General features: G+C 43.2%; 13 protein-coding genes and 1 pseudogene. 7 read left to right on the forward strand and 7 right to left on the reverse strand.

Translation table 11 applies throughout. The annotated features are described in order from the left end of the window. Positions 1-96 precede the first annotated feature (96 nt). Both hpaI and HGD77_RS06965 read left to right on the forward strand, forming a co-directional pair. Positions 97-886, forward strand: a pseudogene (hpaI, locus tag HGD77_RS06955) (4-hydroxy-2-oxoheptanedioate aldolase). A gap of 681 nt (positions 887-1,567) precedes the next feature. Then, positions 1,568-1,786, forward strand: a complete 219-nt coding sequence (locus HGD77_RS06965) for a hypothetical protein (RefSeq protein WP_004279847.1) — start codon at positions 1,568-1,570, stop codon at positions 1,784-1,786. Between the two features lie 28 nt (positions 1,787-1,814). On the opposite strand, the gene HGD77_RS06970 is transcribed toward HGD77_RS06965, so the two are convergent. Both HGD77_RS06970 and HGD77_RS06975 read right to left on the reverse strand, forming a co-directional pair. After that, entirely contained in the window at positions 1,815-2,534 is a 720-nt protein-coding gene (locus tag HGD77_RS06970; protein ID WP_004646748.1) for a UDP-2,3-diacylglucosamine diphosphatase, read from the reverse strand. A 111-nt stretch (positions 2,535-2,645) separates the two neighbouring features. Continuing rightward, positions 2,646-3,155 carry a peptidylprolyl isomerase gene (locus HGD77_RS06975; RefSeq protein WP_004279844.1) on the reverse strand — a complete coding sequence of 170 codons (510 nt, stop codon included), beginning with the start codon at positions 3,153-3,155 and terminating at the stop codon, positions 2,646-2,648. Between the two features lie 422 nt (positions 3,156-3,577). Between HGD77_RS06975 and HGD77_RS06980 the strand changes: the two genes are divergently transcribed. Together HGD77_RS06980 and HGD77_RS06985 are read left to right on the forward strand one after the other, a co-directional pair. Then, complete coding sequence (locus HGD77_RS06980; RefSeq protein WP_004279842.1) at positions 3,578-5,305, forward strand: glutamine--tRNA ligase/YqeY domain fusion protein; 1,728 nt, start codon at positions 3,578-3,580, stop codon at positions 5,303-5,305. 69 nt (positions 5,306-5,374) lie between these two features. Further along, complete coding sequence (locus HGD77_RS06985) at positions 5,375-6,286, forward strand: bestrophin family protein (RefSeq protein ID WP_004646751.1); 912 nt, start codon at positions 5,375-5,377, stop codon at positions 6,284-6,286. 83 nt (positions 6,287-6,369) lie between these two features. On the opposite strand, the gene HGD77_RS06990 is transcribed toward HGD77_RS06985, so the two are convergent. From HGD77_RS06990 to putA, 4 genes are all read right to left on the reverse strand, one after another. Further along, a complete protein-coding gene (locus HGD77_RS06990) occupies positions 6,370-6,930 on the reverse strand; it encodes a lecithin retinol acyltransferase family protein (RefSeq protein WP_026055785.1) in 561 nt (186 codons plus the stop codon). A gap of 392 nt (positions 6,931-7,322) precedes the next feature. Next, on the reverse strand, positions 7,323-7,547 hold the full coding sequence (locus tag HGD77_RS06995) for a hypothetical protein (protein WP_004279838.1): 225 nt from the start codon (positions 7,545-7,547) through the stop codon (positions 7,323-7,325). A 243-nt stretch (positions 7,548-7,790) separates the two neighbouring features. Then, the gene (gene trmA / locus HGD77_RS07000) at positions 7,791-8,873 is read right to left on the reverse strand and encodes a tRNA (uridine(54)-C5)-methyltransferase TrmA (protein WP_005263041.1); all 1,083 of its coding nucleotides are present in this window, start codon (positions 8,871-8,873) and stop codon (positions 7,791-7,793) included. A gap of 184 nt (positions 8,874-9,057) precedes the next feature. Further along, on the reverse strand, positions 9,058-12,813 hold the full coding sequence (putA, locus tag HGD77_RS07005) for a trifunctional transcriptional regulator/proline dehydrogenase/L-glutamate gamma-semialdehyde dehydrogenase (RefSeq protein ID WP_004646755.1): 3,756 nt from the start codon (positions 12,811-12,813) through the stop codon (positions 9,058-9,060). A gap of 118 nt (positions 12,814-12,931) precedes the next feature. On the opposite strand from putA, the gene HGD77_RS07010 reads away from it, so the two are divergent. Beyond that, a complete protein-coding gene (locus HGD77_RS07010) occupies positions 12,932-13,426 on the forward strand; it encodes an Lrp/AsnC ligand binding domain-containing protein (protein WP_004279833.1) in 495 nt (164 codons plus the stop codon). Positions 13,427-13,505: 79 nt separating this feature from the next. Here HGD77_RS07010 and putP read toward each other — a convergent pair whose 3' ends face one another. Next, entirely contained in the window at positions 13,506-15,014 is a 1,509-nt protein-coding gene (gene putP, locus HGD77_RS07015) for a sodium/proline symporter PutP (RefSeq protein ID WP_004646756.1), read from the reverse strand. Positions 15,015-15,435: 421 nt separating this feature from the next. On the opposite strand from putP, the gene aspA reads away from it, so the two are divergent. Further along, complete coding sequence (aspA, locus tag HGD77_RS07020) at positions 15,436-16,878, forward strand: aspartate ammonia-lyase (protein WP_034439543.1); 1,443 nt, start codon at positions 15,436-15,438, stop codon at positions 16,876-16,878. A gap of 130 nt (positions 16,879-17,008) precedes the next feature. Beyond that, complete coding sequence (locus tag HGD77_RS07025) at positions 17,009-17,374, forward strand: hypothetical protein (protein ID WP_004646758.1); 366 nt, start codon at positions 17,009-17,011, stop codon at positions 17,372-17,374. Positions 17,375-17,400 lie beyond the last annotated feature (26 nt).

Genomic DNA, 17,400 nt, shown 5'->3' on the forward strand with positions numbered 1-17,400 from the left:
TAAATCAGATTAAAATCCAGTTTTTGTCTATTGGCACTTTTAAGCGAGAAGCGTTTAATAAGAGGCATCGCCAGCAACATGCAAATAGGTTAGCGGATGCAAGTGACCAATTACTTTAAACACAAACTGAAAACCCAGCAGCAAATCGGCTTATGGATTGGCAGATGCCTATGGAACCGAGATTGCGGCAAATGCAGGTTATGACTGGCTGCTGATTGATGGTGAGCATGCACCCAGTGATTTGAGAACGACTTTGTCGCAACTGCAAAGTATTGCTGCTTATCCCTCGCAAGCAGTAGTACGACCACCCATTGGTAGCGTACAACTGATCAAGCAACTCCTTGATATCGGTGCACAAACGCTGTTGATTCCGATGGTAGAAACCGTGGAACAGGCCGAACTCATGGTCAGGGCAGTCCGTTATCCGCCTGAAGGAATTCGTGGCGTTGGTGCTGCACTGGCACGTGCCACCCGCTGGAACAGCATTCCAAATTATTATCAGACGGCACATGAAGAAATCTGTTTATTAATCCAGATTGAATCGGTCACAGGACTTGAAAATCTGGATGCTATTCTTCAGATCGACGGGATTGATGGCGTGTTTATTGGCGCCGTTGATCTATCTGCCACTATGGGTTATCAAGGTGATCCGAATCATCCTGAAGTACAAAAAGCTGTAATTGATGCAATCCAGCGGATTCGTTCTGCAGGCAAAGCTGCAGGAATTCTGTCAACCCAGCATGAAGTGACGCAAAAATATATCGAACTTGGCACTGAGTTTGTAGCAGTGGGCGTAGATACCAGTATTTTGATGAATTCCTTGCGTGATCTATTGGGGAAATATAAAAAGGATATCAATGTGATTAATCCGACTAGCGGTTATTAATCAACAAGAGATTCTGAATGAATAGCTTGCTTAGATTTTTAGTTTATTTTTAACCGGAAATTCTTTAGATGAGCTATTCATTCAGCCATAAGAAAATCATAATGAACCTTCAAGATGCAGAACAATTTTTACAAGAACAGCAGAACATCTTAGAGAACCAACGTCAGCAAAAAACTAGACGAGTGCAACAAGCCTTTTTTATGATTCACGTACTGTTTGTAGCCTTAAATGCTATTCTCTTGATCCTAAATTATCAAAAGACGGGAGAGTGGAACTTGCTGTACCTCGGGCTGAGTTTCATGTCTCTAATATTGATTTTAAGGTATTTAAAGACAGGTTTTGTTTATCAACGGAAATGAAGTAACGTTAAAATGAATTTTAGATCATAAAAATCAAAAGCCTAATAATTAACAAAGCATGAAAAAAGTTCTTAAAAATCCCATTCTATTGTCATTACAATGTAATTTTGCTTTTGCTGGATAAATAGCTTACACTGGCTGCACTTCAAGCAAGTACTGTTCTTGCTTCTATTATTATTTTAAGCTGATTGTGATGTACTTTTTAGTTCAAGTATTTGAACTCAAATAAGATCTACTAACCATAGAACTATTATGTAAACTAGGTTGTTATTAATCTCTCTCCATATAGTCACAAAAAGCTCATATCGTGTGAGTAAATATTTTGATCAAAATCAATGAATGGCATATTGCCACTGCCGCTGATGGCAATGAAATTAACGTGAAACTGGTTCCATTAAAGCGCAAGCAAAATACAATGGACGGTTTTATCTGGGTTGAGGTCGGTAAAATGATTCAATTGCCAACGGGTGAGGAATTTCAGTTCAATCTCGATGGTAAAAGTTTCTATACTGGGGTAAACCAGCTTTATCGTCTGTGTTAAGCAGATCAATATCGTAAAAAGTGGCTGATTAATATCGCCACTTTTTTAGTTTCAGGGTATCAAAACTTTGATCTTCCTGAATTTCCAGAATCTCTGCACTGTCTTCTTTCCAGTCGCCTAGTACAATTCTTCTTTTCTGGGCTAACTGATGAATGGCTGCGCGATGCGTATGACCATGGATTAGTACATCTACATCCTGTAATGCCAGCTCAACTGCATGTGGGTTGACGTCCATCACTTCATAGCTTTTAAACTGTTGTGCCTGATGGCTTTGTTGACGAAAGCGGTTGGCTAGTCTGGTTCGAAATGAGAGAGGGGTTTTTCTTAAGAAGCCAAGTAGCCAGGGATGACGAATAATCTTTTTAAAACGCTGATAGGAGACGTCATCGGTACATAGGGCATCGCCATGTTCCAGGCGAAAATGTGTTCCGGCAATGATTAGCTGATCGATTTCGGGAAGAAGCTGCCCGCCAAATCGAGCTAAAAATTTACTTCCTAAGACAAAATCCCGGTTGCCGGCCTGAAAATAGACTTGATTCCCAGCCTGAGTAAACTGTTTTAATGCAGTGACAATTTCGTCCAGCCATGGAGAGGTATAGTCATCACCAATCCAGGCATTGAACCAGTCACCCAGAATATACAATTGGGTATTTTGATTTTGATATTCAGTTAATAAATCTAAAAACCCCCGAACAAGTCGAGGGTGATCAGGTGACAAATGTAAATCTGAGATAAACAGATAGGTCACGAATCTTTTCCTTTTATTCCTCTCTAGATCCCTCATTCATATGAGGGATTTTCCATTACACTGTTTTAAAGTGTTGCTTTAAAACTCATAAAAGAACGGAGAGGACGTTTTTTATTCAGAAATGATTTTTGCAGATTCGATTACTACGTTTTCTAGAGGAACGTCAGCGTGGTAGCCACGGTTGCCAGTACGTACGTTTTTGATTTCGTTCACAACGTCCATACCTTCAACGACTTTACCAAATACGGCATAACCCCAACCTTGAGCAGTTTTGCCAGAGTGGTTAAGGAATGAGTTGTTTTTCACGTTAATGAAGAACTGAGCAGAAGCAGAGTGCGGTGCCTGAGTACGCGCCATTGCAATCGTACCTTCGTCATTGGTCAAGCCGTTGTCTGCTTCGTTTTCGATTGCATCACGTGTTGCTTTTTCTTTGAAGTTTTCATCCATGCCGCCGCCTTGGATCATGAAACCATCAATAACACGGTGGAAAATTACGCCGTCATAAAAACCGTCACGTACGTATTCTAAAAAGTTAGCTACGGTTTTAGGTGCTTTTTCAGCATTGAGTTCTAGAACAATACGACCTTTATTGGTGTTTAATTCGACTTGAGGAAAACTCATTGTGTAATCTCCTGATCATGGACGAGTGCCATGGTTTTTTCTGAATGAGTGAAGCATAAGCAAACTACATTCGACAAGGCAAGTAAAAACATTATTTTCTTTGTTAAAAGCATAAAAATAATACCTTATTTATACGTTGATTTATCAAGGCATTTCAGATATTGCCCTATCAGGTACCCTATTTTGAATTGGCGTAAATTAATGATTTTACTGCTTGTACAAGCACTGATATTTTAGTTTCAGGCAACTCGCCGTATTTTCATTTTTTAAAATGGGTGAATTGAAATCAAATACCATAGTTAGCGGTTGAGAGATTATTCACCTCTAGTTAAACTAAGGAACTTTGATAATGAATATGCGTACAACCTGTGCGATTAAATATTCGTTAATCCCTTTTTAACTTTAGAAGTGAATGATTGATCATGAAGCCAAATGATGTTGTGACATCTCTGCCCGAGAACCCGACCCAAAAGAACAATGCAGTCGATTCAGTGCAGCAGCAAGAACAACAACCGGGCTTGGACTTTGTACGTCAGGTCATTACCGATGATTTAGCCGCTGGTCGTACTCAACAGGTGGTGACGCGTTTTCCGCCTGAGCCGAATGGCTATTTACATATTGGCCATGTGAAAGCAATTTGCTTGAACTTCGGAATTGCTGAAGAATTTAAAGGTGTGTGTAACCTGCGTTTTGACGATACCAACCCGGATGCCGAAGAGCAGGAATATGTGGATGGTATTGCCAATGATGTGAAATGGCTGGGTTTCCAATGGGAAGGCGAGCCGCGTTATGCATCAAGCTATTTCGATCAACTTTATACCTGGGCAGTTCAGCTGATTGAGCAGGGCGATGCCTATGTGGATTTGCAAAGCCCTGAAGAGATCCGTTTAAACCGCGGTAATTTCGTTGAGCCAGGCAAGAACTCGCCACAACGCGATGCAACGGTTGCAGAAAACCTGGAGCGTTTTGAGAAAATGCGCAGCGGTGAATATGCAGAAGGTCAGGCTGTATTACGTGCCAAGATTGATATGACTTCACCGAACGTGCATATGCGTGATCCGATTCTGTATCGTATCCTGCATTCTGAACACCATCAGACTGGCGATAAATGGAAAATTTATCCAATGTATGACTATGCGCATCCATTGTCTGATGCGATTGAAGGCATTACGCATTCACTCTGTACCCTGGAATTCCAGGATCATCGTCCGTTCTATGATTGGGTAGTGGCAAAAGTTAAATCACCATCCGTGCCACGTCAGTATGAATCGAGCCGTTTGAATGTGGACTATACCATCACCTCGAAACGTAAATTACGTAAACTGGTGGAAGGTAGCTATGTTCAGGGCTGGGATGACCCACGTATGCCAACTGTAGTCGGTATGCGTCGTCGTGGTTTCACACCTGAAGGTCTACGTGATTTCTGTCAACGTGTCGGTGTATCGAAAGTTGATGGAAGTATTGTCGATGTAGCTATGCTGGAATACTGTATTCGCCAGTCTCTGGAAAATACTGCCGCTCGTGGTATGGCTGTGTTAAATCCATTAAAAGTGACTTTAACCAACTTGCCAGCCGATATGGACCTGACCCATTCACGTCATCCGAATGTCGATATGGGCGAGCGCGTTATTCCATTGACGACTGAGCTGTATATTGACCGTAAAGACTTTGAAGAAGAGCCACCAAAAGGCTTTAAACGTCTGATTCCAGGAGGTGAAGTTCGTTTACGTCATGCCTATGTCATCAAATGTGACGAAGTCATTAAAGATGAAAATGGTGAAGTGGTTGAGCTGAAATGTTCGATTGATCCTGAAACTTTAGGTAAAAATCCTGAAGGTCGTAAGGTGAAAGGCGTGATTCACTGGGTATCTGCGACAAAAGGCGTTCCTGCGGAAGTGCGTATTTACGACCGTCTGTTTACTGAATCTGATCCTGAGGTGGGCGATGACTTCTTGGCAAACCTGAACCCTGAATCATTGAAGGTAGTTCAGGCCGTGATTGAGCCTGCTTTGGCACAAGCACAACCGGAAGACCGTTTCCAGTTTGAGCGTGAAGGCTATTTTGTGGCTGATCAATATGATCATTCCAGCGAAAAACCGGTATTCAACCGTATTCTGGATCTTAAGGACAGCTTTAAACCAGGCAAATAAGCTGGTTTAAGTCAGAATGTAAAAAGCCCAACTCTGGTTGGGCTTTTTCAATACAGCAGGGAAAATTGCATGATTGTGCGTGATAAGAATAATAGTTTGGGCTTACTGTTTGCCTGGCAGGGAACGATTCTGCCCAAGGTGCTGCCCGCATTGGTTTTGGTGGTTTTTATTTCCGCTTTACTAGTGTATTTGAGTCAGGCGCATTTCGTGAGCCTTCCTGCTGTCCCGGCAATTGGCTTTACCATTTTTGGTGTCATTCTTTCGATCTTTCTGAGTTTTAGAAATACGGCCTGCTATGATCGCTGGTGGGAAGGGCGCAAGCTTTGGGGTGCGTTGATTGCAACCACGCGTCATTTATGCCGTGACAGCCATGTGCTAGATGATCAAATCCGTGAAGTTTTGCTATATCGCATGATGCTGTTTACCCATCTATTACGTGATCGGCTGAGACAGCAAACGCCCAGTATTCAGGCTTATGAAGCCACTGCCGGTTTTGAACCCAAGTCATTTGAGCAATTGCCCATGCAAATCAATCCATCCCAATGGGTGCTGGAACAGATGCAAAAAGAGCTGGTGCAGCAATATAAGCAGGGCAAGATCAGCGATATTATTTATAATAACCTGAATCAGCACACTGTGGCTTTGGGAGATATTCAGGCTGGTTGTGACCGGATTTTGTCCACGCCATTACCATTTTCTTATTCGGTATTGTTACATCGTGCGGTTTATTCTTTTTGCTTTATCCTGCCTTTCAGTTTGCAGGCAAATTTAGGCCTGTGGACACCAATTCTGGTTGGATTGATTGCCTATATGCTACTCGGGCTGGATGAACTCAGTGCGGAACTGGAAGAGCCCTTTGGCTTGCAGGACAACGATCTGCCGCTAGATTCAATTGTGCGACTGGTCGAGCGGGAAACCCTAAGTTCTTTAGGTAAAGCACTACCTGAGGCAATTCAAGCCAGAAAAGGCTATTTGACTTGATTCCTTATCAACATCATCAAAATGTAAAACACGAACTTAAAATTTCTTGCTCACAAAAAATCATCGGCAGGCTGAGCTTTAAATTAACGATGTTTAAGATTGGTCAGGTCTGACACTTTGGTTTTAGCCTGATCTTGCAATTCACGGTATTGTTGCAAACGCAGATTGGCTTTATCTCTGAGTTTTTTCTTGATGTACAGCGCCAATGCGAAACTGGTCGTGGTCAGGGTCAGGAACATGCTGTTCATAAAACTCATCATCGAGCTGATATAACCAATCGTGGTCAGGCGATTCATCATATAAATTACTTGCGGGCTACTTTCCACACCGGTAATCGCCCAGGTACACAAATGTTCGCAATTATTAATAATCAGATGATAGTTGTTTTCATGCATTCTGGACCGCATGCGGCGCACCACTTTACGACCTTTATATTTTGCCGAGTCATAATGTTGCATATGAATTGGTTTGCCATGACTGAATTTTTCAATAGAAGTTATTTCAATCGGGCGTTTCTTGAATAAATGCGCAAAGCCGGAATAATGAATGACACGACCACGTCCGGCGTAAATCCCATGATGGGTATAACCGAAATGTTTAACCATAAGATGTGCGCCTATGGGAAACCGTTTAGTCTGTTGCATATCAGAATTAAGCCATTTAAAAAAGCATTGTCGTTTAATAGGAAGTGTACTGTGTTTTGCTAAATTAATCGATGCCTTGCCTGAGTTTCAGATCAGAATTGAAGAGTTATTAAGCCAAGTTTTAAAGGAGCTAGAAGAGAGCAGAATTTAGAACATATTCTTCTGATAAAGGTTTTAAATAGCCTAAGCAAGTACTAAAATTTCTGCAAAATCACAAGCATGGATCAAGGAAGTCATTCAACATTTTCTGCCTGATCCCTGAAGCTTTTAAAGTTGAAGTTAATAAACTATGCTGAAATAGAGAAGACCAAACCCTTAAACTAAACTTTCAAGCATAAAAAAAGCACCTGACTACGCAAGTGCTTTCTTTATACGGCTGTAACCTTGGCCGATTACTGCAATGGCAAGTGCTGAAGTTCATTCAGTTCTTTGCGGCTATAGCCGCGAGATACAAGAACCTTTTTAATTCCGATGATGATTTCTTCATCAGTAGCTTTAGAAAGTGCTTCAAGAAGCTGTTCATTTGTCTTGCAAGAGCAATCATTTTCAACACAAGCAATTTGATTCTTGTGTTCATTGTGTTGTTCATGAGAAAACAACTTTTGCCAAAAACTCATAGAGCCTTCATACAACAACCTAACATAGAGTGAAATATAGCCAATTAAATAAATAAAGCAATAGGACCTATGTGATAAAAGCAGCAGTCAGGCTAGAAAATTTCCGATTGAAGCCTAAAGGTCTAACGATATTTCTTGCTGTACAAGTCAATATTTATTATTAAATACATGATTTATAGTATAAAAAATGGAGCTTCAAAAAGCTCCATTTTTGTAACAATATAATAAATTGAAACAAATTCTTTATACTTTTTCCAACAATACACCCGTTTCAACATGATGTGTATACGGGAACTGGTCAAACATGGCGAACTTGCTGATTCTATGCGTTTGAGACAACTGTTTCAGATTGTCATATAAGGTATTTGGATTACAAGAAATGTAAATAATACGCTGGAAACGCTGTAACAGTTTCAGCGTTTCATCATCAATACCAGCACGCGGTGGATCGACAAATACCGTATCAAAATCATAAGTCGAAATGTCAATTTGTGCTTCCTGCAAACGACGGAAAACACGTTCGCCATTATAGGCTTGAGTGAATTCTTCGGCAGACAGACGCGCAACCTGAATATTTTCAATCTGGTTCTGCTCAATATTCCACTCAGCTGCATAAACTGAAGATTTGGCTAATTCAGTGGCCAAAACACGGCGGAATTTGGTCGAAAGCGGCAGGGTAAAGTTCCCATTGCCACAGTAGAGTTCCAGCAAATCTTTATCTGATTGTTCCGCTGCATCACATGCCCATTCCAGCATTTTTTGACAAACTTGTGCATTGGGCTGGGTGAAGCTGCTTTCGATCTGCTTATATTTATAGTGACGATCAAAAACAGACAGTTCTTCCACCACATATTCATCAGTCAGGACGAATTTCTGGCCACGGCTTCGGCCAATCAGTTTAATATTCAGTTTTTCCGCCAGTGCTTTTGCTGCAGGTTCCCAGCTTTCATCCAGCTTGCGGTGATAAATCAGGGAAACTAGGACTTGGCCACTTAAAGTCGCCAGAAAATGGACTTCAAATAGACGATGACCCAGATTGGCATCTGCCTTGAATGCTTCAAGTAATTGTGGCATCAAGTCATTAATGCTGCGGTCTGCAATTGGAAATTCATCAATACGAATGACTTTTTTATTGTTGTTCTCGTCACGTTCGAACATGGCATAAAACAGATCATCTTCAGTATGCCAGATCCGGAATTCAGCACGCATGCGGAAATATTTTTCAGGAGACTGGAATACTTCTAAAGCAGGTGGTTGATATTCGGCAAACTGAGCGCTGATGCGTTCAATTTTGGCTTCAAGTTGTTGCTGATAAGATGAAGTCATATGCAGTAAGAAATCGCAAATATTTTAAAGCGCAAATGGTAGCAAAAAATTGCCGATCTGCCTAAGCCTATTGTAGTCAAGCCGCTTTAAAAGCTGCATAAAAAAGACCAAACCTTCTGAGGAGAGAGGTTTGGCCATAAAGAGGAAAGATTTAAGCTAAAAATGCTGAGATGATTGGACTGATTTAGAGATTATCCATCGTCATCAAGCTGGCATTGCCGCCTGCCGCCGCCGTATTGATACTGATCGCGCGTTCAATCACAAATCGCTCGACCGGAATATCATAGTTGCCCGAACTTAAATGGGTGATACCAATAATTGGACCTTGGCGTGTTGCAATGCGTTTCTGCAAGTCAATCAGTTCAGTAGTGTCACCATGATGCAGGACGGCCTCAAATACACCTGTTTCAATATCCCGGACCACTTTAAATTGCTTGCTAACCGCGGCTGGCATGGTTGGTAAATATTTCAGAATAAAAGTATTGTTTGCCAGTACCGCAGGACGACTGCCAACCGATAAAATCGCCAGAATTTGCTGAATCTGGTCTTGATCCCTATGTGCTAACGAGAGAACGCTTTCACGTGGCAAGATCATGTATTGATTTTCCTCGCCAGTTGGGCCTTGCAGGCTAAAGCTTTGACCAGTCGCAATTTGCATAGGCGCTTTTAAAGATAAAGTTGGGAAAGTTTTAGCTACCCAGGCTTTAAACTCCTGAACAAGTTTATGTTCAACAAGTGCTGGCTCAGCTTGAGCTGCATAAGGCTGAGCCAGTTTTTTCTCGGATACTTGATGCATTAAACGATAGATATACAACGGGCCACCCGCTTTCGGGCCGGTGCCGGACAGACCTTCACCACCAAAAGGCTGGACGCCCACGACCGCACCAACGATATTGCGGTTGATATACAGGTTGCCGACTTCCGCTCGTGCAATCACGGTTTGCATGGTTTCATCAATACGCGTGTGCAAGCCCATGGTCAGGCCATAACCCTTGCTGTTGATCTGATCTAACAACTGTTCCAGTTCGCCATATTTATAGCTGATCAGATGCAGTACCGGGCCAAACACTTCACGTTCCAGATCATCCAGATTTGGAAGTTCAATCAGGGTTGGTGCAATGAATGTTCCTGGAGTTAATTCAGTCTGGTCCTGATTAAACATCAACTGATGAACTGTATGACCTTTGCTGCGCATCTGCTCGATATGCTTTTGGATATTTTGCTGGGCTTCTGCATCAATCACTGGACCAATATCGGTTTTCAGCAAGACCGGATTGCCAACGCGCAACTGTTGCATCGCACCTTTGAGCATGCTGCGTACGGCCTCCAGATTATCTTCCTGAACACAGAGGACACGCAGGGCAGAACAGCGCTGACCGGCACTGTCATAGGCAGAGCTCACAACATCCAACACCACCTGTTCAGTCAATGCAGATGAATCCACAATCATGGCATTTTGACCACCAGTTTCAGCAATCAGGGTGACGCTTTCTCCAAACTGGTTTATTCGTTCTGCCACGGTTTTTTGTAGAATTTGGGCGACCTCGGTGGAACCGGTAAACATGATGCCCTGAATACGTGGATCTGCACTGAGCTGTGCACCAATGGTTTCACCACGGCCCGGCAATAGCTGTAACACATCCTGCGGAATGCCGGCTTCCCATAAAATCTGTACGGCTTGTGCTGCAATGAGCGGTGTTTGTTCAGCCGGTTTGGCAATCACGGTATTGCCAGCGACCAGCGCTGCTGAAATCTGACCGGTAAAAATCGCCAGCGGGAAGTTCCATGGACTGATACATAGTACAGTACCTAAAGGCTGGATCTGTACATTGTCACTGAGATCCAAAACTTGAGCTGCATAGTAACGCAAGAAATCTACCGCCTCACGTACTTCGGCAATCGCATTGGCATAGGTTTTACCTGCTTCGCGAGAAAGAAGAACCATGAGCGGAAGCAAACGCTGTTCCATCAGTTCTGCGGCTTTATTCAGGCAGGCAGCACGCTCATTTTTTGGCAGATTGGCCCAGAAACTTTGTGCATTAACTGCTTGAGTGAGTGCAATTTCAGCCTGTTCAGAAGTTGCTTCATAGACTGTGCCGACCACATCCTGATGGTGTGCTGGATTGATCACTGGAACTGCATGGGGCGTATCCACGCTGCTAAATGCCGTTCCCATAGCAGCTGACTGAAATTGCGTATTTGCCAGACTGGATGCGACTTCATTTAAAATACTGAGTTCAGCATCATTGGCCAAATCGAGTCCTGAAGAGTTCAATCGTTCATCGGCATAAAGATCTTGCGGATAGGGAATATGCGGATGCTTGGCACCCAATACGCTTTCCTGTTTTGACGCCTTTAAAATGGTTTGCTGTGGATTTTCAATCAAATCTTCAATTTTCAAGGTTTTGTCAGCAATACGATTGACGAAGGAGGTATTGGCACCATTTTCCAGTAAGCGGCGCACCAGATAAGCCAGCAAGGTTTCATGATTGCCGACTGGCGCATAGATCCGGCATGGTACACCGAGTTTATTTTTCGATGGATCGCCCACGACATTTTCATACAGTGGTTCGCCCATGCCATGCAGACATTGGAACTCATATTGGCCGGCATAATACTGCTCAGGTTGTGCCAGCTGATAGATCGTCGCTACCGTTTGTGCATTGTGAGTGGCAAATTGTGGGTAGATATAATCCGGTTCAGCCAACAGCTTACGCGCACAAGCAATATAAGACAGATCCGTATGCACCTTACGAGTAAATACCGGATAATCTGACATTCCATCAATTTGGGCTTTCTTGATTTCGCTGTCCCAATATGCGCCTTTGACCAGACGAATCATCAAGCGTTTCTGGCTGCGCTTCGCCAGATCAATGATGTAATCCACTACATAGAAGCAGCGTTTCTGATAGGCCTGAATCACAAAGCCAATGCCTTTCCAGTCCTGTAATTGTGGTTCAAAACACAGGCGTTCTAACAGTTCAAGTGAAATCTCAAGGCGATCACTTTCTTCAGCATCGATATTTAAACCAATATTGTATTGCTTGGCCAAGACCGCGAGTTTCAGTACTTTTGCATAGAGCTCATCATGCACGCGATCCATTTGCGAACGCTGATAACGGGGGTGCAGCGCAGAGAGTTTGATAGAAATGCCAGGCCCGTCATAAACATCCTTATCCTGCGAAGATTGACCAATGGCATGAATGGCTTGCTGATAATCCTGATAATAACGTTCAGCATCCGGATCGGTCAGTGCTGCTTCACCCAGCATGTCATAGGAATAGCGAAAGCCTTTTTCTTCCAACGGTTCGGCATTTTTCAGGGCTTCATCAATGGTTTCACCCGTGACAAACTGCTCGCCCATCATGCGCATGGCAACATCGACAGCCTTACGGATAATCCCGCGGCCACTGCGTGCCAAAAGACCGGTCAATAAGCTAGACAGGCTTTTTTGCTGTGGGGTTTCCATCAGCTTGCCGGTCAGCATCAGTCCCCAGGCTGCTGCATTCACAAACATCAATTGGCTCTGGCCCAAATGTTCTTTCCAGTTACCTTGATTGATTTTGTCACGGATCAGCAAGTCACGTGTGGCTTTGTCCGGAATCCGCAGTAAGGCTTCTGCCAGACACATCAGGGCAATGCCTTCCTGAGAAGATAAAGAAAATTCCTGCAATAAGCCTTGGACAATACCGGCTTTCCCAGTGGAACTTTTGCGTTCACGTAAGGAATGTGCGAGATCAAAGGCAAGCGCCTGAATCTTGTCACTCATCTCGGAAGAAATTTCACTATGGGCCAATAACTCTTCGACGCATTCAGTTTCTGCACGACGCCATACCGTATTAATACGTTCTTCGTATTGGTTTTTGTGTTTAAATTCAGCAATATAATTTGAGTGCTGGGCTGAATCTAAAATTGAATCTGGGCGGAGAGTGGTTGGCATAGTGACTTCCTGTACTGCGTCAATCAGTTCTTTGAGGTGAATGAGTTTTAATCTATAATCACAGAATATTTGACGAATATCTCACTATAGTTTTCGCTTTTTTTAGAGAATAATTCTAATGCCAAGTCCTTATTTGAACCTTGACCGTATAGATATTCGTATACTGGGTTTATTGCAATCCGATGCCAAGCTATCCAATATCAAACTGGCTGAACTGGTCAATTTGTCGCCTACAGCAGCCTTGGCGCGTGTACAAAAGCTGACCCGGGAAGGTTTTATTGTGGGCTATGAAGCGCGCCTCAATCCAGTCATGTTGAATAATGGTTTTGTGGTCTTTGTTGAAATTTTATTGGATAAAACCACGCCGAATGTTTTAGATGAATTTTCCCATGCTGTGCGGCAGATTCCTGAAATTATCGAGTGTCATATGATCAGTGGCGGGTTTGATTTCGTGGTAAAAATCCGCTGTGCCAATATGGATGAGTTCCGGAAAATCTCTGGTCAGATCTTGTGGCAATTGCCCGGAATTAAAGAAACGCGCAGTTATCCGGTGATGGAAGTGATTAAAGAAAGTCAGCAGATCCATCTGAAAATGCCGGGAAAAGCCAAGTAATTTTCAAGAACTTCATTTGTGAATCTAAGAAACATAAAAGGGACGATTAAGTCCCTTTTATGTGCAAGAAAAAAGGTGATTATTTTTTCATTTCTGCCATTTCTTTTTGATACTCGGCTTTAGCCATTTCAAAGCGTTTGACCACATCAGCACTCGGTGCTTTATCCAGCAGGCTGACGATGATAATGCTGAGGGTGGCCAGAATAAAGCCTGGAATGATCTCATACAGACCGGTATCACCCATATAATTTTTCCAGACAATTACAGTCATGGCACCAACCACCATACCCACAATTGCGCCGTTGAGGGTCATTCGTTTCCAGAATAGCGACAAGATAATCAGCGGGCCAAATGCAGCACCAAAGCCCGCCCAGGCATAAGCCACCAGACCCAAAACCTTACTGTTCGGATTAATCGCCAGTGAAATGGCAATTAGGGCAATCACCAAGACCATGCCGCGACCGACCCAGATCAGTTCTTTTTGTGAAGCATTTTTACGCAGGAAACTCTTATATAAATCTTCGGTCAGGGTGGTTGAGCAGACCAGAAGCTGACAGCTCAAGGTGCTCATAATTGCCGCCAAGATAGCAGCCAGAATGATTCCGGCAATCCATGGATTAAACAGGATTTTGGTCAACTCCATAAATACCGTTTCAGGGTTTTGATTCACCACCGAAGCCAATGCGGGATTGACACTGAAGTAGGCAATACCGATATAACCGGCAGCCACTGCACCGCCTAGGCATAGAATCATCCAGGTCATGCCAATACGGCGTGCAGCAGGAATGGTTTTGACCGAATCTGCTGCCATAAAACGCACCAGAATATGCGGCTGACCAAAATAACCCAAGCCCCAAGCCAGACTGGAAATAATCGCAACGGTGCTTAAACCTTCAAGCATGCTTGAAGCATGTGGGCGAGCCGATTCAAGGATGACACTCACTTGCTGGCTGTTGTCGCCCAGAGCCAAGAAGGTAATGATCGGAGTCAGCAATAAGGCAAAAATCATCAAACCGGCTTGGAATGTATCTGTCCAGCTGATCGCCAAAAAGCCACCAATACAAACATAAAGAATCGTCGCCATCGCACCAATCACAAGCGCTGTGGTGTAATCCCAGCCAAACAGGCTTTCAAACAGTCGTGCACCTGCGACCATGCCTGAGGCACAATAAATTGCAAAGAACACCAGAATCACCAAGGCAGACAAGACCCGTAAAATACGTTTACGATCGGAAAAACGGCTAGTGAAATAATCCGGCAAGGTTAGAGCATTGTTCTGATATTCAGTATGGGCGCGCAGTCGACCTGCCACGAGTAACCAGTTCAGCCATGCACCGATAATCAAACCGATCGCAATCCAGACTTCTGACAGACCAGACAAGTAAATGGCTCCTGGAAGACCCATCAACAGCCAGCCACTCATATCCGATGCGCCCGCCGAAAGTGCAGTGACGACACTGCCCAGACTCCGTCCACCTAGAATATATTCGTCAAAATTGGAGGTGGCACGATAAGCATATAAACCGATTGCAATCATGGCGATAATATAAAACATGAAAGTAATCAGGGTGGGGTTTAAAGAAGTCATGGGCAGGTCATCCTGTAAATATGGAAATCATCGTCCAAGATGATTTTTTGTACTGAGATTGCAAGGAGGTGATTCAAGCATGGTTTAAAAATTACACTCTGTAACAATTACACAGCTTTTATGTATACCTATTGTAAATAGAGTAGTAATTCACTGAAATTGAATTAGGAATAACTTGAGCGGATAAAAGGCAATACGACGTCGAATTCAGGGGAAAAGTGGAAATTTTGAATAAATAATGAAAATATTTGAATCTTAGCCAATTGCTTACACAATCTTACAAAACTCACAGCTTTAGCGTATTGGTAATAAATCGTAGCAAATCTAGGTTAAAGTCTTCCTATTAGGCCTGTATTTGTTTGCTCATATTAATGTCACACCAAATACGGTGCATCGCCAAGAGTATTTTTTAGTGGACAATATGCTTCAAATCGAACCGACCCGCATTGAACGTGATTTATTGGGGGAAAAACAAATCCCGTTGCATAGCTATTATGGGATTCATACCTTACGTGCCATCGAAAATTTTAAGATTTCTGGATTGGCGGTGGGGCAACAAACGCACTTTATTCGTGCTTTGGCCCAAGTGAAAAAAGCTTCGGCACAAGCCAATCTGCACTTTCAAAAATTGTCCGAGCAGACCAGTACTGCCATTCAGAAAGCTTGTGATGAATTGATTCAGCATCCGGAAGCGTGGCAAACGGCATTTCCACTCGATCCTTATCAGGGCGGTGCCGGAACCTCCATCAATATGAATACCAATGAGGTGATTGCCAATATTGCCCTAGAAATGTCGGGCCATCAGAAAGGTGATTATCACATTCTGCATCCGAATGATCACGTCAATACCTCGCAATCGACCAATGATGTCTATCCAACGGCTTTGCGTCTGGCGACCTATAGCAGTCTGGATGAGTTATTGAGCGTGCTTAAAGCATTGATTGACTGTATCGATCATAAAGCTGCCGAATTTGAATATGTCATCAAGATGGGACGTACCCAGTTACAAGATGCCGTGCCGATGACCATGGAACAGGAATTCCGGGCATTTGCCACCTTATTAAAAGAAGACCTGAAGCTGATTGGACAGATGCGACAGTTATTGCTGGAAGTCAATTTAGGCGCCACCGCCATTGGGACCGGGGTGAATACACCGCCGGGCTATGCCAAGCGGGTGGTGGAAATCTTGGCGCACCTGACAGGTTTACCTTTAAAAGGTGCAGCAGATTATGTCGAGGCGACCAGCGATTGTGGCGTCTTTATTATCTTGTCGAGCAGTTTAAAACGTCTGGCAGTGAAATTGTCCAAAATCTGTAATGACTTGCGCTTGCTCAGCTCGGGGCCGCGTACAGGGTTAGCTGAAATTCGCTTACCTGAGTTACAGGCAGGTTCTTCGATCATGCCGGCAAAAATCAATCCGGTAATTCCAGAAGTTGTGAATCAGATTGCATTCCGGGTGATTGGTAATGACTTAACCATTACTATGGCTGCGGAAGCCGGGCAGTTACAATTGAATGTCATGGAACCTGTGATTGCCGTGGCGATGAATGAATCAATTCAATTATTGACCCAAGGCATGCAAACCCTGAATCAGAAATGTATTGCTGGTATTCAGGCCAATGAACAGATTTGCTTAAGTTCCGTCATGCGCAGTGTCGGGATTGTGACCTTGCTTGAACCGATTCTGGGACATGCCAAGTGTGATGAAATCGGCAAACAATGTATGTGGGAAAATAAAACCGTGCCACAGGTGGTATTAGAGTTAGGCTTATTGAGTGAAGCGCAATTAGAAGAGATTTTTGCATTTGAAAATCTGGTGTCTGAAATACCTGTAGCAGAGAGTCAGCTCGAACAGGTTTCTTGATAGCATAAATTGTCTTGAAACAGCTCAAATCAACTGATCGTTGTGATTTTGACAATTTGCCTCAAGTTCGATATGTGGATTTGAGGCATTTTCATCTAGACTAGGGTCTGAACTTTATTTGGCTGGGTAAATGGCGATGTTTGATAAAATCAGTGCATTATTTAAAACTAATAAACCGACTGCTGCACAGCTATATTTAGACGAGCAGAATATCCAGCATGTCGAAGGCACAGGTTATATCGTGGATGGCATTGATTTAAATCAGGAACTGACCACACGCTTAGAATATTTGTCCAATCGCCGTCTAAAACAGTTTGATGATTTAAAAGCTTTATACGACACCGCGATGCTGATCAATGAAAAGATTGATCTGGAAATTGCCCATCAGCGTTTTAATGTGACTTTGGGAAATACCGAAGAGAACCTGCTGCAATTTAAAATGATCCTCAAGAAGTTAAATGATTATTATCGTAACTTTCTGCGAGAGAAAAAATAAGTGTTAAAAGTGGCTTGAAATCGAAG

It is taken from the genome of Acinetobacter sp. NEB149 (genome assembly GCF_012516415.1).
GTDB classification, from domain to species: domain Bacteria; phylum Pseudomonadota; class Gammaproteobacteria; order Pseudomonadales; family Moraxellaceae; genus Acinetobacter; species Acinetobacter lwoffii_V.

Excerpts from the sequence above, each read along its gene's own strand:
- putP (WP_004646756.1), bottom strand. The coding sequence starts at position 15,014 with ATGACTTCTTTAAACCCCACCCTGATTACTTTCATGTTTTATATTATC.
- HGD77_RS06985 (WP_004646751.1), top strand. The coding sequence starts at position 5,375 with ATGATTGTGCGTGATAAGAATAATAGTTTGGGCTTACTGTTTGCCTGG.
- HGD77_RS06995 (WP_004279838.1), bottom strand. The coding sequence starts at position 7,547 with ATGAGTTTTTGGCAAAAGTTGTTTTCTCATGAACAACACAATGAACAC.
- aspA (WP_034439543.1), top strand. The coding sequence starts at position 15,436 with ATGCTTCAAATCGAACCGACCCGCATTGAACGTGATTTATTGGGGGAA.
- putA (WP_004646755.1), bottom strand. The coding sequence starts at position 12,813 with ATGCCAACCACTCTCCGCCCAGATTCAATTTTAGATTCAGCCCAGCAC.
- HGD77_RS07010 (WP_004279833.1), top strand. The coding sequence starts at position 12,932 with ATGCCAAGTCCTTATTTGAACCTTGACCGTATAGATATTCGTATACTG.
- HGD77_RS06975 (WP_004279844.1), bottom strand. The coding sequence starts at position 3,155 with ATGAGTTTTCCTCAAGTCGAATTAAACACCAATAAAGGTCGTATTGTT.
- HGD77_RS06990 (WP_026055785.1), bottom strand. The coding sequence starts at position 6,930 with ATGCAACAGACTAAACGGTTTCCCATAGGCGCACATCTTATGGTTAAA.
- trmA (WP_005263041.1), bottom strand. The coding sequence starts at position 8,873 with ATGACTTCATCTTATCAGCAACAACTTGAAGCCAAAATTGAACGCATC.
- HGD77_RS06980 (WP_004279842.1), top strand. The coding sequence starts at position 3,578 with ATGAAGCCAAATGATGTTGTGACATCTCTGCCCGAGAACCCGACCCAA.
- HGD77_RS07025 (WP_004646758.1), top strand. The coding sequence starts at position 17,009 with ATGGCGATGTTTGATAAAATCAGTGCATTATTTAAAACTAATAAACCG.